The sequence below is a fragment of the Bacillus licheniformis DSM 13 = ATCC 14580 genome (assembly GCF_000011645.1).
Lineage (GTDB): Bacteria > Bacillota > Bacilli > Bacillales > Bacillaceae > Bacillus > Bacillus licheniformis.
Genome location: NC_006270.3, coordinates 2020989 through 2045290, shown reverse-complemented (window position 1 = coordinate 2045290; position 24302 = coordinate 2020989). Strand labels below are relative to the sequence as shown.

Here is a 24302-nt window from a genome sequence, read left to right as displayed (position 1 = left end):
AAGGAGTGGATCAAGATGTCCGATGACGTGCTGTTTTCCGTCAATCAAAACGGCGCCGCAGCGATTGTTCTGAATCGCCCGAAAGCGCTCAACTCACTCACATACGACATGGTCCGTCTGATTGGTGAAAAGTTAAACGAGTGGGAGACAGATCAAAACGTTTCTATCGTGGTCATCAAAGGTGCAGGACCAAAAGGACTATGTGCCGGAGGGGATATTAAGGCACTCTATGAAGCTCGTTCGTCAAAACAGGCCCTGCAAGATGCCGAGCGCTTTTTTGAAACAGAGTACGAAGTCGATATGGCAGTCCATCGATTTTCGAAACCGATCATCGCCTGCTTGGACGGGATCGTCATGGGGGGAGGCGTCGGCCTGACGTACGGGGCCAGCCACCGGATCGTCACGGAGAGGACAAAATGGGCGATGCCCGAAATGAATATCGGCTTCTTTCCGGATGTCGGGGCAGCCTATTTTTTAAACAAAGCCCCGGGCCGCTTAGGGCGGTATCTTGGATTAACGGCGTCTGTCATCCATGCAGCCGACGTGCTGTATATCAATGGGGCAGACGCCTACATGGAGAGCGGCGCTTTAGAACGATTGCTTCAAGCAGTGGAACAAACCGATTGGCGCCTTGCAAGCGTTGAAGAAAAGCTCGATCAGCTGATCCGCGAATCGAAAACGGAGCCCTCCCAGGAGAGCACGCTCGCCCGTGATCAGCAAGCGATTGACCGTCATTTTAAGTATGATAAGCTGGAAGAGATCCTTCAATCGCTCGAAAGCGAGGGAAGCACCTTTAGCTCGAATGTGAAAAAAACAATGCTTTCCAAATCGCCATTTTCATTAAAAATCACATTGAAACAGCTGGCGGACGGACGTCAAAAAACACTGGAAGAATGCTTTGCCACGGATCTGGTGCTGGCAAAGAACTTTTTGAAGCACAATGATTTCTTCGAAGGCGTCAGGTCCGTCCTGATCGACCGTGATCAATCACCGAACTACAAGTACCGGAACGTTTCAGATGTAACCGATGAAGCGGTGGACCGGTTTTTCCAACCCTCTGAATCTGTCCGGTTTTAAAAGCGGGAGCTGACCATTAGCGTCAGCTCTTTTTTTGTAAGAACCTTATTATAGAGGTATATATTTCGATATGGAGAATATGTATACTGACAATATTTGGTTAGAGGTTGACAACATGAACATCGGAAAATTAAGCAAGTATTTCTTGTCACTAGCCATTGCCCTTGCGACGATTCTGTCCTTTCATGCCGTTTCTGCAAATGCTGCATCAGTTGGTACTATTAAACCAAGCGAATGCTCAACTCACATCTTCACCGTATACGACGAAACAGTTGGCATTGGCGGTTCCGGCCGTGCGCATTTCTATTGCGGCAGTATAAATGGAGGTCCTCAAATTGAATTTTCGGACGAAGATTTAGAGGTTGCGGTCGATGACCCCTTTATTCTCCATGCATATGCTAATCCGAGCATGAACTCGGTAGACTACGAAGGACGCCAAAAGGGAGATGCGGAGGTAACGATTTATTGGAAAAACAAGCCGGAGGGCACCAAATACACATTTTTATTAGTGCAAAATAAATAATTGCTGCATCCTGCCTGAGAAGGCTATGGCGGTGGTCTGGAATCGCCGGCTGAGCATTTACACAATAGCCGTTTTACGCGGCACTATTAAAAAGAACTCTCCAAATTCGGAGGGTTCTTACATTTTATTCATTATACTGGCGACGAAGCAGCTATAATCGGTAGAATAAGAAGAAGCAAGATATCATCCTGAAAAGGAAGGAACAAGGAAAAAAACCATGATGTTTTTATTCATTTTTATCATCATCTTAGCTGCGGCTGTTTTATTGTTCATCAATTTACATCCTGTGTTTGGAGGAAATCCAAGCAAGGAACAAAAAAAGCTGTATCAAAGCTTTGACAATTATGCCGATGGCAAATTTCTTAATCAAACACAAGAAAAGATGGATATGGGCGGAATATCCGGAGTTTTCTCAATGATGAGAGACGCTGTTTCCGGCGGCAAGGAGCGCAATCCTTCCGATCAAATCCCTGTTTCTGAGATTGATTGGAACATCGTTAAAAGTAACGAAGACAGCTTAACATGGTTTGGACATTCCGCTTTTTTACTGAGCATCGACCGCAAAAAAATACTCGTAGACCCTATGCTGGGTCCAATTGCTTCACCCGTATCATTCATCGGAAGCAGACGCTACAGCGAAGACATCCTGCATACGGTCAATGATATGCCGCCGATTGACGCCGTCTTGATTACACATGACCATTATGATCACTTAGATTATCCATCCATCTTAAAGCTGAAGGAAAAGGCCGGTCATTTCTTCGTTCCTTACGGAATCAGCGCACACTTGATCCGGTGGGGAATTGAGAAAGAAAAAATCACCGAACTCAATTGGTGGGATGAAACGGAGTTTCAAGGTTTGACAATAGCCCTGACACCGTCCAAACACTTTTCAGGCAGAGGATTATTGAATCGAAACACGACCCTGTGGGGCGGCTGGGTCATCCTCGGAAAACATACGCGTTTTTATACGAGCGGTGACGGGGGATATGATGAACACTTTAAGGAAATCGGCAAAAAATACGGCCCTTTCGATATCACATTAATGGAAGGCGGCCAATATGACAGACGCTGGTCCGGGATTCATATGACACCCGAACAATCTGTACAAGCCCATAAAGATGTAAAAGGAAAGAACATGATGTTGATTCATTGGGGAGCCTTTACCCTCGCATACCACGGCTGGAAAGAGCCGATTGAACGCGCATTGAACAGCCAATACTCGCTTCCCGAAACCTTTTGGTGGGATATATAAGCAGGTCGTTTATCTGTATATAAAGCATCCTTTTTAAATTAAGAAAAAAGCCGTTTCCAGCGCAGGCCGGAGACGGCTTTTTCTCAGCAAATTTCACAAAATCCCTTGCGTTAAAGTGGGCTTTAACGATTATTCTGTAGATGCAGCTTAGAAAAGAATTTCGTAGCCTTAATCGAAAAAGAAGCAAGGAGAGAGTTATGGTGTTAGTAACAAAATCAACAGTTCGGCTCCCCCGGGGGCTTCAGGCCAGGCATACGACCCTATTTGTCCGCAAAGCGATTTCATTCAAAAGTGAAATCGTACTCGCTAAAAACGGGCAGACAGCAAACGGGAAAGATCTGATGGAAATCCTTCAATTAGGAGTGCAAGAAGGGGATGAGATCACGTTAATGGTCTATGGTACGGATGAGCAAGCCGCAAAGGAGACTTTGGAAAAATTTCTTTTGAATGTAGTGCCATAATTGAAAGCGCGCCGGCACTTATCAAATTACTTTTCATCCGCTTTCAAGGACATTGCCTGATTCTTTTTTTCTAATCCATCATAGTACATGATTTTCTCATCGATTTTTAAAAAGGCGCGTTCCAGGACTCTTTGCTTTTCAAGCATTTTTTCTTTATGTTTTTCAAGTATTTGTTTGCGCTTCGAGATGGTCCAATCTCCTTCTTTTGTTAAATTGACGATTTCCCGTAATTCCGAAAGCGCAATGTCAGTTTTCCGCAAGCATATCACAAGCTCCAACCATGACAAGTCTTTTTCTTCAAAAATGCGGTTTCCATTTGCGTCTCTTTTAATAAAAGGCAGAAGACCTTCTTTTTCATAATATCGGAGTGTATGTGTAGGCAAACCTACTTTTTCAGCAACTTCTTTTATAGAATACCCCATTTTGAAACCTCCATCATATTCATCAAAATTCTAATTGGATGTGTCACAACACACAATGATTATAGACCTTAAAGTGGACTTTAACGCAAGCCGAAGAAGATTTCAGAAAAACCTCTTGCCTTAAAGCGAACTTTAAGGTTTAACCTTAACTTGCACCTCTTCTCTATGAATTGGCGTAATATAACGTAAGAAAGGATCGATATGGATGTGTAATCTGCATAAAACCATCTCAACCCGTGTACTGAGTGCTCCGAGAGCCAAGGCGAAATTTGAACAGACCACAATTGAAAGAAGGGAATTACAACCGAATGACGTTTTAATCGATATTAAGTACAGCGGCATTTGCCATTCGGATATCCATAGCGCGTACGATGAATGGGGAGGCGGAATCTTCCCAATGGTTCCGGGACATGAAATCGCCGGCATCGTCAAAGCAGTTGGGACAAGTGTTAAAAAATTTGCTGTCGGCGACCGCGTGGGGGTCGGCTGCTTCGTTGACTCTTGCGGCGAATGTGAATACTGCCAGAGCGGAGAGGAGCAATTTTGTACGAAAGGCGTGATCCAAACGTATAACTGTTTAGACTACGATGGAAATCCGACATATGGCGGTTACAGCCAATACATCGTGGTTAAAGAAGATTTTGTTGTCCGCATTCCGGACAGCCTGAACTTGGATGTTGCAAGCCCGCTCTTGTGCGCAGGCATCACCACGTACTCTCCTTTGAAGCATTGGAACGCAGGCCCCGGCAAGAAAGTTGCCGTTGTGGGAATGGGGGGACTCGGCCACGTCGCCATCCAATTTGCGCATGCCATGGGGGCAGAAGTAACGGTCTTAAGCCGCTCTTTGAATAAACAGGAAGAAGCCTTGCGTTTTGGCGCAGATCATTACTTTGCAACTGGCGACCCTGCAGTATTCACTGAGCTGGCCGGACGCTTTGATCTTATTTTAAACACGGTGTCCGCCAATCTGGACGTTGATGCATACTTATCGCTTCTTCGCGCCGATGGAACACTTGTTAACGTCGGCGCGCCGGCAGAACGGGATCAGTACAGTGTGTTTTCCTTAATCATGGGCCGCCGCAGCATTGCAGGTTCGCTTGTCGGCGGCATTCGGGAGACACAAGAGATGCTTGATTTCGCTGCTGAACACGGCTTGGCTCCGCAAATTGAGGTCATCGGAGCTGACCAAGTAGATGAAGCATATGAGCGCGTCCTCAAAAGCGATGTGCGTTATCGATTCGTGATTGATGTCTCTACTTTGTAAATCATATATAATAACAGATAGGCCAGTCATTTTATTTGACTGGCCGCTTTTCTTAGCTTTTGCCCCGCATGACCCGGCAATTTCAGCCGAGCGAATGAAGATACCATTCTATATATCTCCTTGTTCTATAACGAGCAGAGAGCCGAACAGGGATTGGCGGCCTTGGTTTATGCGACAAGGGATCGGGGCCGAGGCGTCCTGCCATCAATTAGATTTCCTTACCGCTCTCATAATGACATATACGATCCCCGAATCCTATTAATACCGAAATGATTGCAGGCCCTAATGGCATTTCACAACCTCCCAAAAAGAGAATTTACTTTCCATCGTTATTTTTACATTATGTAACAAACTTTCAAATCAATTCCAAAGGAGGAGTGCGACGTAATTTTTATACAGACTAAACCTTTGACAATACGAGCAACAGCTACTATAGTAGGATAGTACTTTTATTTAATATTTACTGATAATTCAGGACATTTATTTTGAAAATTTTTATCGCGCTACACTGCTGACTACTAAAAACGCACTAATAGCTTAACCCGAATCGGAGGACTCATGATGGCAAAAAAAATTCCTTTTTCATTTATCCTAATCATAGGATTAATGCTATTCGCATTATTTTTCGGTGCAGGAAATCTCATTTTCCCGCCTATGCTGGGTCAGATGGCCGGAGAGAATGTATGGACAGCCAATGCAGGATTCTTGGTGACCGGAGTCGGATTGCCATTGCTCGCCATTACGGCATTCGTTTTTTCAGGAAAAAATGATTTGCAGTCTCTGGCCAGTCGTGTGCATCCGTTGTTCGGCATTGTATTTACAACGGTTCTCTATTTAGCAATCGGCCCTTTTTTTGCGATTCCCAGATCCGGCAATGTGTCGTTTGAAATAGGGGTTAAACCTTTTTTATCAAATGATGCGGGCCCTGTTGCCTTAATCATATTTACCGTATTATTTTTCACTGTGGCATGCTTGCTGTCCCTGAATCCAACTAAAATTATCGATGTAATCGGAAAATTTCTAACTCCTATTAAATTAACATTTATCGGATTGCTCGTTGTTACGGCTATTATTCATCCAATCGGAAGCTTTCAAGCTCCGTCTGAAGGATATGCATCACACGTATTTTTTAAAGGATTCAAAGAAGGTTACTTTACTCTTGATGCCCTTGTCGCTTTTGTATTTGGAATCATCATTGTGAACGCCATGAAAGAGAAGGGAGCGGCCTCCAAAAAACAGCTCATAATCGTTTGTGCAAAATCGACGGCGATTGCAGCGGCGCTCTTGGCTCTGATCTATTCAGCGCTTTCATATATGGGGGCTTCCAGCGTTGAAAAACTGGGTCTTTTAGAAAATGGAGCCGAGGTTTTGGCAAAGGTTTCATCCTATTATTTCGGACCATATGGTTCCGTTTTTTTGGGCTTAATGATAACTGTAGCATGTCTGACAACAAGTGTGGGACTCATCACAGCATGCTCTTCGTTTTTCCACGGCTTGTTTCCAAACATCTCCTATAAAAAAATTGCTGTCATTCTGTCAATGTTCAGCACCCTTGTAGCAAATATAGGATTAACACAGCTGATTAACGTTTCAATGCCGGTTTTAACAACTTTGTATCCCATTGCGATTTCTTTAATATTCTTAACATTTTTACATCCTTTATTTAAAGGGAAGAGGGAAGTGTATCAAGGCAGTCTGATATTGACCTTTATCATCAGCCTGTTTGACGGCCTGAATGCTGCCGGACTCAAAATTGCAGCTATTAATCAATTTTTCAATCAGTTTCTCCCGATGTATGACATCGGATTAGGATGGGTGCTTCCGGCGATTTTAGGAGGAATAGGCGGCTATCTCATTCATAGACTCCGGAAGTGCTGAATAAACTCATAAATATGAAGGCAACCCTATGATCCCAGGGTTGCCTTTTTCTTTCAAATGTTTGCGATGGTTTTCCATAAATGGATATTCTATAATGGTGTTAGTTTATCCATTTTGAAAAGAAAAGAGTGCTGAGTATGAGAAAATGGTATTTTATTTTATCAGCGTGTATTTTAGTTTCTGTTATCATCGCTTTTGCTTACGATAAGACCGGAGCAAAAGAAGCAGAACCGGCTAACAGCTTGTATGTTTCCCCCGATGGAAATGATCAAAATGAAGGAACGAAAGAAAAGCCGTTTCGAACTCTGAAACAGGCAGCAAAAAAGGCTGTCCCCGGCACAACTGTCATGATTCGGGAAGGCACGTATCATGAAACGCTTGATGTGAGAGAGAGCGGGTCGGCTGAAAAGCCTATCACATTTCAAAACTATGAGAATGAAAAAGTCGTCATCAGCGGAGAATCTGTTAAGGACGCGGAATATGAAACACCGCTCATTCAGATTCACAATCAACAGTACATCACAATCAGCGGACTGACGATTCAAGACCTTTCCGTTTCATCAGAAGAAGCAACAGCCATGGGAATTTATGTGTCAGGCTCCAGCAGTCATATTACCATCAAAAACAATCACGTCCGGGATATAAAAACAACAGCGGATGATGGCAATGCCCACGGGATTGCCGTTTATGGCTCCGGCAGCATGAAAGACATTAAGATCGAGGACAATACGGTTGAAAAGCTGACACTCGGAGCGAGTGAAGCGGTTGTGCTGAACGGAAACATTGACGGTTTCACGGTGAGAGGCAATGTGGTTCGCGACAATAACAACATCGGAATTGATCTGATCGGATATGAAGGAACGGCCGCTCAAAACGATTTTGTGCGAAACGGTATCGTAGAAAACAACACGGTTTACGATAACTCCACTTACGGAAATCCTGCCTATGGTGATGACTATTCTGCGGGCGGAATATATGTTGACGGAGGACAAAGCATTGACATTAAGGAAAATACGGTCTACGGCAACGATATCGGAATTGAAGCAACGTCTGAACATAAAGGGAAATATGCTGATGATATTCAAATAACCGACAACAAAGTGTATGAGAATGCGTATACGGGCATTTCTATCGGCGGATACGACCAAAAGCGGGGAGGCACCAGCCATTCTGTCATTGCACACAATATTATTTACCGCAATGATACAAAGGGGCTGGATGGCGGACAGCTTTTGCTCCAGTATGATACAAAAAACAATACAATCGAAAAAAACATCATAACAGCAAGCGATTCGCGAATATTTATCGCAAACGATTTTACGAAAAATGAAGGAAATAAAGTGAATCATAACGTGTACCACAAGGAATCCGGCAAAGACGGACTATGGATTTGGAAACAGAATGAATACGACTCGTTTTCGCCGTATCAAAACGCAACAAATCAAGATCAAGACTCGATTTATGCCGATCCGATGTATCGCGACGAGTCATCTCATGACTTTACATTAGATCCTGATTCACCGGCTTGGTCTGTGATTGAGTAAAGTGCGAAACACCGAACATGCTAAAAGAATTCCCCATACCCCAAAGCTGCTTTCACAGCGTAGCTTTGGGGATTTTTAAACTGCAAAATTAATCTATGGATTGCCTTCTGAATACAGCCAAAAGAGCGGATGAATGTTAGAAAGATACCCGTTCACTAATTTCTTTAATGTCAAACAAGAGAAGATTTTTTCTCACTAGTTGACCCCGAATCATTGTTTCATGTGATAGCCTTTTCAGCTACCTGAAAATCTGGAGTTCCCTTTTATGAATGTTGTACGTAGATCGGGCTTCGGTTGTTTCTTTCCTTTTGATCCTGCAGAAGTGTGGAAAAAAGTATGAAAAACTTGACATTGCCTAAATATAAAAGCTATCATGGATAAGTAAAGTCTATGATTGAGGTGAAAAACTGCGCTATGAAGTATTCGAAAGCAACGAACTATGCCCTTCACACTATGCTCTTTCTTGCAGCAGGCGCCCCAAATACATTTGTCGGTGTACAGCAGTTGGCAGAACGGCAAGAGGTATCGCCCACGTATTTATCGAAAATTTTAACGAAGCTGGCCAAGGCGGGAATGATTGAATCCGCTTCAGGCGCCAATGGCGGATATAGGCTAAAGCGGAATTGGGAAGACATTTCGTTTCTTGATATTATTCACGCAATTGAAGGTACAGCCTCCTTGTTCGATTGCAACTTGAACCATGGATCAGAATGTGTGATTCAGAAGGTGATGGTATCTGCAGAAGATGAAATGGAGAATTATTTGAGACAACAAAAAATATCTGACCTTGCCAAAAAAATAACTGTTGAGTTGTGAACCGCAGTTATTTTTTTAAGACTATCAAAGATATAAAGTGTCTTTAAAGTCTGTTAAGCCTTAATCATTGATTTTACAGCAAAAAATGAAAGGAGTTATGGATCTTGATAAACGAATTTTTTAAAGAAACCGTTTGGGAAGAAGCTTGGAAGGAAGATCAGCAGACAGCGGTTAACAAAATGAAAAAAGCCGGAATGGATAAAGTACACCATTTTGACCTTAGAGCAAAGTCATTCAATGAGCAAGCGTTTAACGAAGAAGGGAGGAAAAGGACAAAACGGATTATGAAATGGCTGGAAGGGCAGGGGGTGACATTTAAAGATACCTCTATTTTAGATATTGGAGCAGCCTCGGGCGGATTTACAGTGCCATTTGCAGAGAGAGGGGCCGAAGTTACCGCCGTGGAGCCTAGTCTTCCTTTAGTCGAGCTGATGAAAGAAAATATAACAGGAATAACAAACGGGAAGGTTAAGATTGTAGCTGAGCCTTTCGAAGACATAGATATCCAAGCAAAGGGATGGGGAAATGCTTTTGATTTTGTATTTGTCTCCATGTGCCCGGCTATTGCTGATTGGGAGAGCGTAAAGAGGGTGCTGAGCTGCGCACGGCAGTTTTGCTATATCAGTCTGTCAGCCGGCTCTCGGGAGCACAGTCTTCTGAATGAGATTTGGCCGCTGGTTTCAGATCAGCCCCTTAAAAATGAACATTCGGAGATGGCCTATTTGCTCCATTTATTGTTTCTAAAAGGTTATACCTATGAATCACTCGTAACCCGGGAAATGAAAACGAGGGAGGTATCCAGGGAAACGGCGCTCAATGAGGTTATGGACATGTTGAGAATGTTTGGTTTGCCTGCGGACGATCGCAACCGGAAAATCACCGCCGCTTATTTGGAACGGACTTATCCAAACGACAAGGTGGAAATCCGACAGGGCGGCCGTTTTGGAAAAGTTCTGATCCGATTACAGAATCAGAACATGTACATGAATTCATGACGACACAGCAATTAATTATAGATATTAAAGATCTATGGAGGTTCTTAAATACATGAAAAAACAACTTCTCGATGTAGCGATTATTGGGGGAGGTCCAGCAGGGTTGAATGCCGCCCTTGTTCTTGGGCGTGCGAGGAAAAATGTGGCGGTGATCGATGCAGGCCGGCCACGCAACGCCGTTACTCGCAAAGCTCACGGATTTCTTACCCGTGACGGAATAAGCCCAAGTGAATTTCGGCAAATTGCAAAGGAACAGATCAGTGCATATCCCTCCGTGTCTTTTATAGCGGATAAAGCTGTGTCGATTACAAAAACCGGCGGTCATTTTCAAATGACAACTGCGCAAGGAAACACTTTTGCAAGCAAGAAAGTGCTGTTTGCCGTCGGAATGAAGGATCAGCCGCTAGATATTCCAGGGCTGGCAGAGGTTTATGGGAAGAGCGCCTTCGTCTGCCCGTACTGTGATGGCTGGGAATTAAGGGATAAGCCTCTAGTGATCATTACCAAGGGGGACGAGGCCATTCACTTCGCTTCTCTCATATCAGGATGGACGAACCGTTTTACGATTTGCACGAACGGCCCCCATCAACTGACGGACGAGCAGTGCGAGGAGCTCAGCAGGCATCGCGTCCCTGTATTCGAAGCGCCGATTCGATGCATCGACTCAGACGACGGGATCGTGCAACAAGTCGTTCTCGAAGACGGGACGACAATTCCATGTAAGGGAATCTTTTTTAAAACGGAACTTGTGACAGGATCGGATTTACCGCGAGCCATAGGATGCGACATCACAGAATCGGGAACGGTCGTCGTTGATAACTTTGGGAAAACGAATATACCGGGCATCTATAGTGCAGGCGATGCAGCTACGAAATTGCATCAAGCCGTTGTCGCCGCCTCGATGGGTGCTATGGCCGCCGCGGCCATAAACAATGAACTGAATTTGGAGGCTTGGGAGCAAAACGGATGAAAACTTTCTGATACTCAAATGTCCAAAATTAAAAGAGCCATACTTTAAGTCAGAAGAAAATAGGGGTGTATGTTGACATATGTAGAGGTGAAATGCCTGGTAGCTGTTTTTTTATTCGTCATTTGATAAACCGTTCTGTGAACAATAAACTAAAGTTATCGATTAACAGTTCGTTGAAAAACTTGGTGTCATATGTTCAAAAAAACCCTAATTTAATGGGGTTTTTTTATTTTCGGTAATACACTTCTGTTGTACAAGGAAGTAAACATAGATCCATTTTATGCGTTGTAAACACTAGTCAAATAAGTATTTTATCATTTAATGGATCCACTCTTATGTTCTCTTTACAGAAAGTAAAAGTGGATCCATTATTATTTGGGAAAGTAAAACTGGATCCATTCTGAACGACTGATGCACTATTACTGAGATATTATGAATATTCATAGAAGGGTATTGTAGAACCTTGTCGAAATTTTATAGAAAAATCTTGTTAAAAGAGGTGTGCACATATATTCACCCATTAACATTAAAAGAAGCAGCAAGTTTGGAAATAATTATTGGGAATCATATATCTGAAATTGTTAGCGATCTCAAGAAAGCCAAGGAGTAGATATGATTCACTGAAGATAGGATGTAATAGTTTCACAGTTTTGAAAAGCGCTTATAGCGCAATGTATGTATTTCACATTCGCCACTTTTATTAATTAAGGGGGAATAAGAAAATGAAAACTTATGACGCATTTCCAGAACCAATTGGCGGCTATACTGTCGGTCGAACCCAGATGGATTTTGAGTACACGGCATCAGATCACTCAAAAAGAGAACTGACGGCGTTTGTGTACTATCCGTCCGACAGTAGCGAAGGTAAGACTACATCAACGTACATGTTTCCTGAAGTCTACGAGATGTTTAATGAGCAGCCACTTGTCACTGCGTTGAAGGATGTTTTCTCTATAGATATCAAGACCCAGTGTTACGACGACCTTGCTCTCTCCGGGAAGGAAAAGCGCTATCCGGTATTATTCTATGTTTGCGGCGGGGGCGGTTCTCCAGAATGGGGTACAGTGATCTGTACAGACTTGGCAAGCATGGGATATGTTGTGGTAAGCATCGGCCATCAGAATAGCACGATGTATAAGCGTAAAGATGGGCGCCTGTTTAATGTATCAAAGGATTTTTCGGATGTCATTATGGCGTTTTCTGAAGATCCGGAGATGCTGGCGTTGGCTGGTAAGATGGAGATGCGGCCTGACGATGAAACTGCCATTGAGATGTGCCATAACGTGCTTACACTGCCGATACTTGCCAAGTTAACAGAGTATAGTGAGTTACAGGCAGAAGATGTAAGGTATGTAGCCGATTATCTTTACAAACTGGACTCTGGAGAACTGAATTCCATCTTTAAGGGCAGATTGTTGCTTGACATCGGCATGGGCATAGTCGGACATTCTTATGGAGGGCCTACGACGGCGATTGTTTGCCGGGACGACGACCGGTTCGCCTGCGGGATTGGCTTGGATAGCGGTGCGTTCGGCCTTCTCGACAGCGACCTTAAGAAACCCTTCTTGCTACTGTTTTGTGAACCTAACTATAACATGAATGCGATAATTGGCGCTAACAATAGCATGGAAACCTATTATTTCTCTGTTGATCGTGTTGCGCATTTAGATTACTGCGACATCGTGTTTACCAGTGTTAATGAGGAACTCAGAGGTGAACGGGATGCTATGGAGATGCGAAATCTTGTTACAGACTATACGAAGAACTTTTTTGATCATTACATACTGCTGAAGGCTGCAAGTGTGGAAAGTCTGGCATACGATGGCGTGGACTTGATCAAGAAGACCAGCAACAAGTGACATAACCGAGAGGTTGCTGATAAACGCATGTCAAAGAGTTAGCCGTACAGACACAAAGCCGATAACCCTATTACGCGGTTATCGGCTCTCTCATATTTCAGGCATTGTTTTCTATTTGAGATGATAAGCGGTGTTTTCACCGTTGAAGATGTTAGAAATTGGCTGGATTCTAGAACAGATCATACCAAATGAATTTATACTATATTGACATATAGATATTGAGATGAGTTTTGATTTGATAGGGAGAATCGCGCCCAATTAAAACTAAATGAATATGCAAGCAAAGAAGTGTTTATTCCCTTCAAAATTACAATTCTTTTGTACAAAGATGATCACAAGAAGAGATCAATTTTTATAAGTTAAAGGAGAAGGAGTTTGAGAAGAATGGGTTATGTCAAAGAACCGTCGTACAGGAGGAACATTGTATAATCCTAACCTTCATTTCTTTCTAGTTTACATAATATATATTCTCGGAAGTTAAGGATTAAAAAGAAATTCTGTCTCAATCTCAAAGTATACTCAAGTTAGTGAGACAGAATAAAAATTTAGCGATACACTGAATATACGGCAATTTCTTTTCCCCATTTATGTATTGTTTTTTCTAAAGTCATGCCGATTCGTTCGGCTACTTTTCTGGACGGCAGATTTTGCGCATCAGGTAAAGATACGATTTTTTTCAGATGAAATGACTCAAATCCATATTGTTTGCATGCTGATGCTGCTTCGGTTGCATAGCCGTTTTTCCAGACGCTCCGTTTAAACAAATAGCCGATTTCCATTTCGTTCGATCCTTCGACTTCCTGTGGCACGATGCCGCATTGGCCTAAAAATTCGCCCGTTTGTTTATGTTCGGCAACCCACAGACCGGTTCCGTGTTTTTCATAGTTTTCAAGCGTCCGGTCGATCCATTGCAATGTCTGTTTTTCATTCTTTGTCGATGGATAATATTCCATTGCTATCGGGTCAGAAAAGATTTCGAGCAGGTTTTCGGCGTCATCGCGCCTCATTTTTCGCAAAATAAGCCGGTCTGTCTTCATGATCATGTCTTTCATGCTTCTCCTCCCCCTTATTTTATTGATTATGGAGACGTTAATTCCCGATAAACCGTTTCTAATTCTTCCACCGTCAGATCTCCGTATGCGCATTTAATCACGGCATCTGCGAATTCATCATAGTCATCATCTGTTGAAAAGCCTTGCTGAAGCGTTTTGGCGTAAAGCTCGATTTGTTCCTTTCTCTTTTCAATGTCTTCCTCCTTGCCTGTGTAATCCGGTCCATTGATCGTGTCATAGTGTTCCTTGACAAGCATCATGTATTGCTGCAATGTTTCATTCATACATCCATCTCCTTTCATGTTTACAAAAATATTCCTCATTCCTTCCATTATAATATATACGAAAACGGACACCATATCCGGTGTCCGTCAAAGTGCCGTTATTTAGGTTCAGTGCCCCAAATCAGCTTTCCGTTCTCATACAACGTGATTTTTTTCGTATTTTTAAACGTGTTTGAATTAAAAAATGAATAGTCGCCGCTTTGGGCATAATTGCTCCAGCCGTCATTGTGAAGACGGATCTGGATTTCGCCAGTATCAGCCCCCGGCGCCAATGTACCATTTTTAAATCCTACTTCAAGATACGTGTCTGCTCCGTTTACCGCTTTTTTTAATTGAACGAATTTGTGCGTGATTTTGCTGCAGCCGATTTGGGCATAGTCGCAGTCAAAATTTTGTCCTTTGCGATTCGTTTTATACCAGTAGCGGACAGTGATTCGATTTAAAGACACGGTTTTTTTGCTGTTGTTTTTAATGTTGAGCTGAGGGCGGATTTGGTTGCCGTTTACATTGTTGTCCCCCGCTCTGTATTGTACTGCTATCGTGTTGGCTGCAGCGCCGCTGTCTTGACCTGGTTTATCCTGATCCTTTTTTTGGTCTTTTTGATCTGACCCTTTCGAATTCGATCCAGAGTCTCCTGACGAACCGTTTGACCCGCTGCGGATGTTATCCCTGACGAATTTGCCTGATGGGGACAAGTCGGATTGCGACCATCCTCCGTTTTTAGAGGCGCCTGGGTTTAAAGCTGCTGACGACTCTTGTTTGTCGGATAAGTTCCAGTTTACCCAGCTGATTTTTTTGCTGTCTAAATATTTCAGCCACTCCCTGGATTGGTCAAGGTAGACCCCGCCGTTTCCTGAAGCATCGCTCGTTCCCCATTCTGTGACGAAAATCGGCGCTCCTTTGCTGAGTGCATAATCGGCTTTATCCCGCAAAGACTGACCGTGCGTGCCCGCATAAAAATGGAGCGCGTACATGACATTGCCGTCTTTCAGCTGATTGTCCGCCGCATCATTGACATCCTGGCTCCAGGTGCCTGTTCCGACAATCACAATATTTTTCGGAGAGTTTTTGCGAATCACGGACAGGATTTCTTCGGCGTAAGGTTTAATGTCGCGATTCCAGTTGACATCGCCGTTCGGCTCGTTGGCAATTTCAAAAATGACGTTTGGCGTCTTGCCATAAAGTCTTGACATTTCGTTAAAAAATTCTTTTGCTTTCGCTTTGTTTTGGTTTGGATTGCCATCGCTCAGTATGTGCCAGTCAATGATCACATAGATTCCGAGTTCTTTTGCCGCTTCGACGGCTTCCTTCACTTTGTTTTTAACCGACGGATTGTCAATATAGCCGCCTTCAGCTGTATACATGGCCGCGCGGAAGACATTGATGCCCCAGTCGTCTCTCAGCCATTTTAACGAGTCTTTGTTGACATAATCGCCATACCACTGTAGACCGTGGGAGCTGATTCCTTTCAGCTGAACCGCTTTTCCGTTTTGATTGACGAGCTGCGTACCTTTTAAGGTAAGCTGTCCGTTTACAGCAACGGGTGTTTTAGAAGCGGCAGCCGCTTTCGGTGCAATGATACCGCTGATGCCAAGCGCCGCTACCATAAAACAGGCGATGAAGACAGAGATGGAACGTTTCATATATGACATTCTTTTTCCTCCAATGATTTTATTTTTCGAAAATACTTTTTCCGCAGCCATTTTTCACTCCTTTCCTTGCCTGTAGCACGAACTGATTGTAAATAAACTATTCACCGATTGTCTATCAACCATATTTCTTGTTTTTTGGCGCTTAAAAAATCTATCTATTTCCTCTTTTCGTATAAAATGGGAGGTCTGAATACTAGTGACCGCAAGCTTTTAAAACAAATGGCCGGGGACTTTGCACATCCTTTTTCTCTCAATTCTAAATTTTAAAAACTGAAATCTTTACAATGAGATGCTTCCTCTCTGCCTAAAATGCCGCATCCGGGAAAAATCGCTGTGAAAAGTTCATAAAACTGACACGTTCTCTCTGCTGTTTGTATCACTTTATTGACAAAAAAATAAAACCATCCGCTTGGAATGGTTTACTTCTTTAAATCGGAGAAAAAGCCGACAAGTTTTGTGGCGACACCGACAAACGTTTCAAGAATCGCCTGCCCCCCGGCGACCGACAAAATCAAAATCAACGGGAATATCGCTTTTGGGGCAATCAGATATCCGACAGCAATGATCAACGCGCACCATATCCCTGCGCACCAATAGCAATTCAGCAAATAGCCGAAGTTTGATTTCGGCACTTTTTTCGTTTCTACATGCCCTTGTTCATCAATCGTCTGCTTCTTCTTCATGAACGGTTTCCGGATAAACTCCGTGATCTTATCAAAAACAATCAAATGAGTTAACCGGTAACTGGCGAGAATCAGCATCGTAAATGTAAGCCAGGATATATGCTCCATTGCGGGCCTCCAACATGAAAAGTTATCTATAGCTATTTCCCGATTTCTTCTGACTTATTGCTTTTTCTGTCATTTTTTCAGAATGTGATGTAGATCACGATTTTCCCTCGGTGAACCCGTTACATTTAACCTATAGCATACAAAACACTTCAGGAGGTTTTACAAATGGAAGCAGTTTTTGATCAAAATACAAAAACGGGTGATATTGTTACACGTTTTCCAAGAGCCAGCCGGCTGCTGAAAGAATATCGCATCGACTTTTGCTGCGGGGGCAACCGCCCGATCGGTGAAGCGATAAAAGAGCAGGATTTAAATGAAGAAGAGATCTTAGCTAGAATCAATACATTATATCAAGAGACAAAGGCATTAAACGCAAAAGAGACGAACTGGAGTGAAGCCCCGTATTCACAGCTGATCGACCATGTGATTCATACGCACCATGCCTACCTGTATGAGGTGCTTCCTGAACTGTCAGGCTTTGTTACAAAAGTATACCGGGTTCATGGCATCCATCATCCGGAGCTCGCCCAGGTCCATCAATTGTTCCATCAGCTGAAAACAGAACTCGAACATCACCTCTTCCAGGAAGAGGAACATATTTTCCCGAAAGTGATGGCCTATGAAGAGACGCGATCAATGGACCGCTTAGCAGAAGCGGTTCAGACGATCGACGTCCTTGAACAAGAGCATGAAGCCGCAGGCAGCATCCTGAAGGAACTGAGAAGAGTGACCAATGACTATACCCTTCCTGAAGGGGCATGCACAACATATACACTGACTTACTTAAAGCTTGATGAATTGGAAACGGATCTTTTTCAGCACATTCACCTGGAAAACAATATTTTGTTCCCGCGGCTTGAAGCGGAAGCCAATCAATAAAACAAAAAGACAGAGGATTTTACTTCCTCTGTCTTTTTGTTTATCTATTCATCTGAAGCAATGTCTTTAACAGGCAGCGCTTCTCCTTCCCGATACGTCGGTTTGCGGAGATGGAATAATGCTCTGATGCTGAATACAACCAAAATCACGATTCCGGCTAAAAAGATCGTATCCGGCACGGCCCTCCAAGTCAGCAGCGTTTGCACTGCATCCTGCTGTAAAAACTCAGGCGCCCTTGAGCTCCAGTACCCGTCTTCAAACGCTTTTTTCAATTGAAGAAAACCGACCGGCAGCAAATTGATAAACACCATTCCGAACAGGCCGATGTTCAGCGACCAGCAGGCTATTTTCAGCCATTTATCATTCCATGCTTCTTTTTTGGCGATATTGCGGAGCGTATACAGCCAGACGGCAATGGCAAACATGCCGTACACACCCATCATCGCCCCGTGTCCGTGGGCGGGTGTCAAGAACTGCCCGTGCTCAAAATAGCTGACGGCAGGCAAGTTGATCAAAAAGCCCAATACCCCGGCGCCGACCAGATTCCAGATCGCCGTTGAAATCAGGAACCAGAACGTTGCTTTATACGGGAAGTGATGTCCGCCGTCTTTCATCATCTTGTATTGTTCGTAAGCTTCCAATACAAGCAGGGTAAGCGGGATGACTTCCAGGCATGAGAAGACGGAACCGAGGCCGATCCAGACTTCGGAAGACCCGTTGTAATAGTAATGGTGTCCGATCCCGATGACACCGCTCCCCAGCAGGATCGTCAATTGAAAATAGAGCGTTCTGACAGTCGACTTTTTCGTCACCAGGTTCATTTGCACGAGCAAAAAGCCGATGACCACGACGGCAAAGACTTCAAAAATCCCTTCCACCCAAAGATGGATGATCCACCACCGCCAAAAATCCGACATTGTAATATTAGTGCCGGGATTAAAGAAAAAGGCAGCACCGTAAAACAGCGGAATGGCGATCGAAGAATAAAACAGCAGATGAATCAAACCGCCTTTATCAGGCTCCCGCTTGAGGCCGCTCTTAATGCCTCTGAAGACGATAAACAGCCAAATCAGCATGCCGAGCGCAAGAATGACCTGCCAAAAGCGGCCGAGTTCAATATATTCCATTCCTTGATGGCCGAATAAGAACCAGTTGTTTCCTAAAAAGCCTTTCGCTCCGAGCCATTCGCCGACCATGCTTCCGCCGACAAGGACGATCAGCGCCCAAAACAGAATGTCGACAAGCAGCCCCTGTCTTTTCGGCTCGCGGCCTCCGACAAACGGCGCCGCATAAATACCCATCCCGAGCCATGAAGTTGCAATCCAGAAGATCGCCAGCTGAAGGTGAAATCCCTTAGATATGCTGAAGGGCAACAGCTCCCTGATCCAATCAATCCCAAAAAAGCTGTCCGGTTCAATATAATAGTGGGCGAGCAAAGCCCCGAACATCGCCTGAACAAAAAACAGCAGCGACACAACGGCGAAATATTTTCCGGTTTTAACCTGTGAAGCGGTGAGCGGCTGTTTATCCAGATCAAATACCGGAAACGCCCCTTCCTGGTAAGCCTCTTTCATTCCAAGCTTGTAACGGTAAAACACGAATAAAATAATGCCGACAAATAAAATGAGGATGGTAACGCTTGCGCCGCTCCACCAAACGGCGGCGAATGACATCGTGTTGCCCGCATCTTCATCATACGGCCAGTTGTTCGTGTACGTAATGTCGTCGCCCGGCCTTAATGTACTGGAAAGCCATGCCGTCCAAAAGATAAAATCGGAGACCTGCGTGATTTGGTCTTCGCTGTCGACCCACGCCCTGTTGCGTTCAGGCATGTGGCTTTCTTTAATTAAACCGGGCTCAAGCCCCCAGCCGTCTCCTTTTGTAAAGACTTTGCGGTAATGATCGCGCACTTGATGCAAGCCGTAGACCTGCGCGTCTGTCAGCTTCAATGTATCTGATGGGCGATCATAACGGTTTTTTCTCATTTCGCGGATGACGTGATTCCGGATGGTGGACTGCTTTTCATCTGAAAGTTGTTTAAAGCGCTTGCCGTATTGTGCCTCCGCCTTAAAATCCTGCATCCCTTCCGTATAGATTTTCAGGGCTTCGGCCGTGTAATCAGGCCCCATATAAGATCCGTGCCCCAAAATCGTTCCATAGACCATCAGCGCGTATTTTTGAAATACGGCCTGACCGCCTGAAATAGACGATTTTGTCATGAGCACCTCTCCGTTTGGCCCGGACACTTCAACAGGTCTTGGTGCAAGTCCTTTGAAGATCCAATAGCCTCCCAAAAGCAGCACCGAAAAACTTACGATTAAAGTAAAGACGAGAATGGATTTCAGAAAACCGTTTTTTGATGCTTTTTTAACGGGCACCGTCTTTCTTTGTACTTCCATTGCGGTTCACTCCTTTTTTGATTTTGCATGTCCTAAGATACTGGATATGCAAAACACCAGTTGTGAACCAGATCACTTAAATCATGGCGTATTTGTGAACAAAATAAAAAACAGGCTTTCCATCTGCCGTTCAATGGAAAGCCTAAAACTCATGCCTTAATTGCAGCCGTTCAGCCAGTCTGTATCATGAATGAAAATTCCGCTCCTGTCAGCTGTCAGCAGATTTTTCTTTTTCAATTCATTTAATGTGCGGTTAATCGTTTCCCTTGACGTTCCGACCATGTTCGCAAAATCCTGATTGGTAATGGGCAGGCTGATGTAGACCCCTTTTTCTTGAGGAATGCCATGTTCAGCAGCAAGCTTCATTAATACATGTGTCAAGCGGTGCTGGACGTCTTTTGAGATAAAACCCTGGATCCGCTCTTGCAAATCGAGAATCTTTTTCCCCATGATTTGCATCACTTTTATCGTCATTTCCGGAAATTTCATCAAAAGTTCATTAAAATCGGCGATGCGGATTACGATCAATTCGGTTTCTTGAACGGCTTCTGCCGTTGCCGGGTATGGGGAGAGGTCAAAAAAGCCGACATGGGGAAACATATCCCCGTTTTGCAGAATCGAAATCACTTGTTCATTGCCGTCTTCATCGATTTTAAAGGCTTTAACAAGACCGGATTTGATGAAAAATACCGCTTCCCTCTCTTCCCCCTCCATAAAAACAAACATTCTCGGCTGATAGGTGCGCTTGGCCGCGATCTGCTCGATTTGCTTGAACTCTTCATCATTCAACCCGCTGAAAATCATAAATTGCTTCAGAAACTCCATTGGTCTTTCAATCCCTTCGGTTTTGCTAAAGGAGAGCGGTTTGTCACAGACGGCGCTCCAGTGCAAAGAGCTCTTCTTCAATCGCCGCTGCCTTCTCTTCCACCACTCTGCGGCTGTCCTTCAAGGCCTGATTGTAAAAGTAAGGTCCGAGCTTTTCCTTTACGAATTCGAACATTTGAATCGCCGCAATGTCTCCGACCTCTTCTCCTCTTTCTTCAACATAAAAGCGTTTGATTTCATCGATGATCGCTTGTTTTTCTTCTTGGGTAAGCTTTATAAACATAAAAGCGGCACTCCTTTTTTTATTTCCATGATAAACGATAAAGTCCGCAAATGAACAATTTATTTTTTTACATCCGTTTACTCTCCGTCACTTACCGATATTAAACACGAAACAAGCGAATGACCGTGTGACGTAATTCACAATGTTTTAAAAAGACTTTTTGTAAGATAAACATGCTGATTGATTTATTCATTTTTCCCTTTGAAAGGAGCAAAACCGCAATGGCAAATCGTCAAAAAATACAATTACCGCTGCAGTCATTTAGTTTAGTCGCAGGATTTATGGTTTGGGTATTGATTTCCTCTTTAATGCCCCACATTAAGCAGGACATCGCCCTGACAGACAGCGAGGTCTCCCTTGTTACGGCCATTCCGGTCATACTCGGGTCGCTTCTCAGGATTCCGCTGGGCTACTACACGAACAGATTTGGAGCAAGAATTACATTCATGATCAGCTTTTTGCTGCTTCTGTTCCCGGTTTTTTGGATCAGCACAGCCGATTCGCTGTTCGACTTGATCCTTGGCGGCTTCTTCCTCGGCATCGGCGGAGCGGTCTTTTCCATCGGGGTCACATCACTGCCGAAATACTACCCTAAAGAAAAGCACGGGTTTGTCAATGGGATCTACGGCGCTGGGAACGTCGGTACAGCGATTACTACGTTTGCCGCTCCTGTTGTCGCAAAAACCGCCGGGTGGGAAAATACGGTGCGGATGTACATCGTGTTAGTCGCCGTATTCGCTTTATTGAACTTTATCCTTGGAGATCGAAAAGAAACAAAAGTTACGGTATCTGTAACAGAGCAAATGAAGGCAGTCTACCGAAATCAGACATTATGGTTTTTAAGCTTGTTTTACTTCATTACATTCGGATCTTTCGTCGCGTTTACGATTTATCTTCCGAACTTTCTTGTTAATCACTTCGGGCTTGATCCCGTCGATTCAGGGCTGAGAACCGCCGGATTTATCGCTGTCGCCACTTTTCTGAGGCCTGTCGGCGGCTGGCTGGCAGACAAATTCAACCCGCTGAAGCTGTTGATGTATGTATTTGCCGGCTGCACCTTGTCAGGGATTTTATTGGCCTTTTCGCCGAGCCTCGGACTGTACGGGTTTGGGGTATTAACCGTTGCCGTGTGCGCCGGACTCGGAAACGGGATCATCTTTAAGCTCGTGCCGCTTTATTTTTCAAATCAGGCCGGCATCGTTAATGGGATCGTATCAGCGATGGGCGGCTTGGGAGGATTTTTCCCGCCTCTCATCCTGTCAAGCGTTTTTCAGGCAACCGGCCATTATGCGATCGGATTCATGGCGCTGTCAGAAGCGGCTCTTGCAAGCTTTGTGATCGTGGTCTGGATGTATTTTCAGGAAGTGAACAAAACATCGTCCAAAACGAAGGCCAACCATTTATAAGCCCTTCCTGCAAAAAGAGATTGAGCCGATATGCCCAGGCTCTTTTTCGGGACTATATTCATATGTTCACAATATTGTTTATATTTAAAAGGTCACTCTGCCTTATTTAACGTTAAAATAAGAACTGCAAAAGGGGTGACGCTCAATGAACATTTCTGTTAGAAAATCAGACACAGATTTGCTCTCAGACGATCTGCATCACTTGCTGGAATCGATCAGTACGCGACGAAAAATCAGGCAGGACACATTCCTTTTTCAAGAAGGGATGGATGCAGAGGAACTGTATCTTATTCAGTCAGGACTTGTCCAGATCGGCAAATTGACGTCCGATGGCAAAGAACTGACGCTTAGAATGTGCAAAAAAAATGATATTGTCGGGGAGCTTACGCTTTTTACAGAAGATGCGAAATATATGCTGAGCGCAAAGATCCTCTCTGATGGCGAAGTGTTGGTCATCAATAAAGATAAGCTTGAAAAAGAACTCATTCAAAACGGTGCGCTGACGTTTGAGTTTATGAAATGGATGAGCACGCATTTGCGAAAGATTCAATCGAAGATCCGCGACCTTTTGCTGAATGGTAAAAAAGGCGCGCTCTACTCCACCTTGATCCGTCTCGCAAACAGCTACGGCATCACAAGAAGCGACGGGATTCTCATCAATATTGTCCTGACGAACCAGGATCTGGCGAAATTTTGTGCTGCTGCAAGAGAAAGCATCAACCGCATGCTGAGCGACCTCCGGAAGAACGGTGTCATTTCAATTGAGGACTCGGGAAAAATCGTCATCCACCAGATCAATTATTTAAAACGCGAAATCGACTGTGAAAACTGCCCGCTCGAAATCTGCAATATCGACTGAAAAAGCGAAAACAAACAAGGACATGAAGCACAGTGTCCTTGTTTTTTACGTTTGCAGCAGAAAAACGATCAACACGGCCATAAAGATACAGGCATTCACCAGCTCAGAGATTCCGATTATCTTAATCGACAGTTTCCTCCCGTGGAAAAACCACGCTCTAAGACTGCTCGGCACTACGCCGATCACCGCCCATCCTGCCCCTGCGGCCAGCGAGACGAACGGCAGGAAAACATGGTAGCCCCATGAATAAAGCTTGAATCGATTGTTTTTCTTTTCACGTATCATCGACTTGACATAAAAAGCGCTCCCTGTGAAAAACAAAGCGGACTGGATAAAAACAAACGATGCCTCACCATCAAGCTTCCCCGCTCCCATCCAGAAGCTCGCAAGCCCGCCCGTGCTGAAAACAAGGATTGCAGCTATATCATTTAAAAGCGCCCTGTCGTTGTTTCTTTTCGCATAATAAAGATTGATGAGAAAGAGCGGAAACAGCGGCAGACCGAGATACACAAGCTGCGGCTCCAGCAGGACCGAAATAAGCAGGAAAACGACGGCCGGAATGCCGTAGATGAGAACCCATTTTTGATAGTAAACGATATTTTTCTTCTTCACCATCATCATAGCCGGAGATGCCGCAAGATATAGAAACAGCCATCCGCAGAACAGCGGAATATGCTTTACATCTGCGCCTCCGGCGAACATGCCGAGAATAAACGGGATGACAAGCATCGCCCAGGCGCCGTGCTGCTTCGGTATGAACACTTTCATCACACATCCTCCCTTCTTTTCTATTACATTATAAAAGTTT

23 protein-coding genes are annotated in these 24302 nt (G+C 44.2%); 14 read left to right on the top strand and 9 right to left on the bottom strand.

Annotated elements, in window-relative coordinates:
• Positions 1 to 15: 15 nt before the first annotated feature.
• The 4 genes from TRNA_RS31895 to TRNA_RS31880 all read left to right on the top strand — a co-directional run bounded on the left by TRNA_RS31895 (position 16) and on the right by TRNA_RS31880 (position 3316).
• On the top strand, positions 16 to 1077 hold the full coding sequence (locus TRNA_RS31895) for an enoyl-CoA hydratase/isomerase family protein (RefSeq protein WP_003182367.1): 1062 nt from the start codon (positions 16 to 18) through the stop codon (positions 1075 to 1077).
• Positions 1078 to 1192: 115 nt separating this feature from the next.
• A complete protein-coding gene (locus tag TRNA_RS31890) occupies positions 1193 to 1600 on the top strand; it encodes a hypothetical protein (protein WP_009328147.1) in 408 nt (135 codons plus the stop codon).
• Positions 1601 to 1817: 217 nt separating this feature from the next.
• On the top strand, positions 1818 to 2855 hold the full coding sequence (locus TRNA_RS31885) for an MBL fold metallo-hydrolase (protein ID WP_009328148.1): 1038 nt from the start codon (positions 1818 to 1820) through the stop codon (positions 2853 to 2855).
• Between the two features lie 197 nt (positions 2856 to 3052).
• Positions 3053 to 3316 carry an HPr family phosphocarrier protein gene (locus TRNA_RS31880; protein ID WP_003182361.1) on the top strand — a complete coding sequence of 88 codons (264 nt, stop codon included), beginning with the start codon at positions 3053 to 3055 and terminating at the stop codon, positions 3314 to 3316.
• Positions 3317 to 3342: 26 nt separating this feature from the next.
• Here the strand turns inward: TRNA_RS31880 and TRNA_RS31875 are convergent, their stop codons facing one another.
• Positions 3343 to 3738 (bottom strand): MerR family transcriptional regulator, encoded by a 396-nt coding sequence (locus TRNA_RS31875; protein ID WP_003182359.1) that lies wholly within the window; start codon positions 3736 to 3738, stop codon positions 3343 to 3345.
• A 205-nt stretch (positions 3739 to 3943) separates the two neighbouring features.
• Between TRNA_RS31875 and TRNA_RS31870 the strand changes: the two genes are divergently transcribed.
• From TRNA_RS31870 to TRNA_RS31840, 7 genes are all read left to right on the top strand, one after another.
• On the top strand, positions 3944 to 5002 hold the full coding sequence (locus tag TRNA_RS31870) for an NAD(P)-dependent alcohol dehydrogenase (RefSeq protein WP_009328152.1): 1059 nt from the start codon (positions 3944 to 3946) through the stop codon (positions 5000 to 5002).
• A 561-nt stretch (positions 5003 to 5563) separates the two neighbouring features.
• On the top strand, positions 5564 to 6880 hold the full coding sequence (gene brnQ / locus TRNA_RS31865) for a branched-chain amino acid transport system II carrier protein (RefSeq protein ID WP_025804657.1): 1317 nt from the start codon (positions 5564 to 5566) through the stop codon (positions 6878 to 6880).
• A gap of 137 nt (positions 6881 to 7017) precedes the next feature.
• A complete protein-coding gene (locus TRNA_RS31860; protein WP_003182351.1) occupies positions 7018 to 8424 on the top strand; it encodes a right-handed parallel beta-helix repeat-containing protein in 1407 nt (468 codons plus the stop codon).
• Between the two features lie 414 nt (positions 8425 to 8838).
• On the top strand, positions 8839 to 9240 hold the full coding sequence (locus TRNA_RS31855; RefSeq protein ID WP_011198022.1) for an Rrf2 family transcriptional regulator: 402 nt from the start codon (positions 8839 to 8841) through the stop codon (positions 9238 to 9240).
• 104 nt (positions 9241 to 9344) lie between these two features.
• The gene (locus TRNA_RS31850; RefSeq protein ID WP_003182348.1) at positions 9345 to 10235 is read left to right on the top strand and encodes a class I SAM-dependent methyltransferase; all 891 of its coding nucleotides are present in this window, start codon (positions 9345 to 9347) and stop codon (positions 10233 to 10235) included.
• Positions 10236 to 10287: 52 nt separating this feature from the next.
• Positions 10288 to 11205, top strand: coding sequence for an NAD(P)/FAD-dependent oxidoreductase (locus TRNA_RS31845; protein ID WP_003182345.1), 918 nt, complete (start codon positions 10288 to 10290; stop codon positions 11203 to 11205).
• 722 nt (positions 11206 to 11927) lie between these two features.
• Entirely contained in the window at positions 11928 to 13064 is a 1137-nt protein-coding gene (locus TRNA_RS31840; protein WP_003182343.1) for a choline esterase, read from the top strand.
• A 545-nt stretch (positions 13065 to 13609) separates the two neighbouring features.
• Here the strand turns inward: TRNA_RS31840 and TRNA_RS31835 are convergent.
• From TRNA_RS31835 to TRNA_RS31820, 4 genes are all read right to left on the bottom strand, one after another.
• Entirely contained in the window at positions 13610 to 14116 is a 507-nt protein-coding gene (locus tag TRNA_RS31835; protein WP_003182341.1) for a GNAT family N-acetyltransferase, read from the bottom strand.
• A gap of 26 nt (positions 14117 to 14142) precedes the next feature.
• A complete protein-coding gene (locus TRNA_RS31830) occupies positions 14143 to 14400 on the bottom strand; it encodes a YnfE family protein (protein WP_011198021.1) in 258 nt (85 codons plus the stop codon).
• A gap of 98 nt (positions 14401 to 14498) precedes the next feature.
• Positions 14499 to 16043 carry a cellulase family glycosylhydrolase gene (locus TRNA_RS31825; protein ID WP_011198020.1) on the bottom strand — a complete coding sequence of 515 codons (1545 nt, stop codon included), beginning with the start codon at positions 16041 to 16043 and terminating at the stop codon, positions 14499 to 14501.
• 428 nt (positions 16044 to 16471) lie between these two features.
• Positions 16472 to 16843 (bottom strand): DUF1360 domain-containing protein, encoded by a 372-nt coding sequence (locus tag TRNA_RS31820; protein ID WP_011198019.1) that lies wholly within the window; start codon positions 16841 to 16843, stop codon positions 16472 to 16474.
• A gap of 165 nt (positions 16844 to 17008) precedes the next feature.
• On the opposite strand from TRNA_RS31820, the gene ric reads away from it, so the two are divergent.
• Positions 17009 to 17722, top strand: coding sequence for an iron-sulfur cluster repair di-iron protein (ric, locus tag TRNA_RS31815; RefSeq protein WP_011198018.1), 714 nt, complete (start codon positions 17009 to 17011; stop codon positions 17720 to 17722).
• 44 nt (positions 17723 to 17766) lie between these two features.
• On the opposite strand, the gene TRNA_RS31810 is transcribed toward ric, so the two are convergent.
• From TRNA_RS31810 to TRNA_RS31800, 3 genes are all read right to left on the bottom strand, one after another.
• Complete coding sequence (locus TRNA_RS31810) at positions 17767 to 20121, bottom strand: nitric-oxide reductase large subunit (RefSeq protein ID WP_011198017.1); 2355 nt, start codon at positions 20119 to 20121, stop codon at positions 17767 to 17769.
• 156 nt (positions 20122 to 20277) lie between these two features.
• Complete coding sequence (locus TRNA_RS31805) at positions 20278 to 20946, bottom strand: Crp/Fnr family transcriptional regulator (protein ID WP_003182331.1); 669 nt, start codon at positions 20944 to 20946, stop codon at positions 20278 to 20280.
• Positions 20947 to 20989: 43 nt separating this feature from the next.
• Positions 20990 to 21229 carry a DUF2164 domain-containing protein gene (locus tag TRNA_RS31800; protein ID WP_003182328.1) on the bottom strand — a complete coding sequence of 80 codons (240 nt, stop codon included), beginning with the start codon at positions 21227 to 21229 and terminating at the stop codon, positions 20990 to 20992.
• Between the two features lie 221 nt (positions 21230 to 21450).
• Between TRNA_RS31800 and TRNA_RS31795 the strand changes: the two genes are divergently transcribed.
• Positions 21451 to 22635, top strand: a complete 1185-nt coding sequence (locus tag TRNA_RS31795; protein WP_009328179.1) for a nitrate/nitrite transporter — start codon at positions 21451 to 21453, stop codon at positions 22633 to 22635.
• A gap of 145 nt (positions 22636 to 22780) precedes the next feature.
• Positions 22781 to 23494 (top strand): Crp/Fnr family transcriptional regulator, encoded by a 714-nt coding sequence (locus TRNA_RS31790; protein ID WP_011198016.1) that lies wholly within the window; start codon positions 22781 to 22783, stop codon positions 23492 to 23494.
• A 45-nt stretch (positions 23495 to 23539) separates the two neighbouring features.
• Here TRNA_RS31790 and TRNA_RS31785 read toward each other — a convergent pair whose 3' ends face one another.
• Complete coding sequence (locus TRNA_RS31785; protein WP_011198015.1) at positions 23540 to 24262, bottom strand: YwiC-like family protein; 723 nt, start codon at positions 24260 to 24262, stop codon at positions 23540 to 23542.
• Positions 24263 to 24302 lie beyond the last annotated feature (40 nt).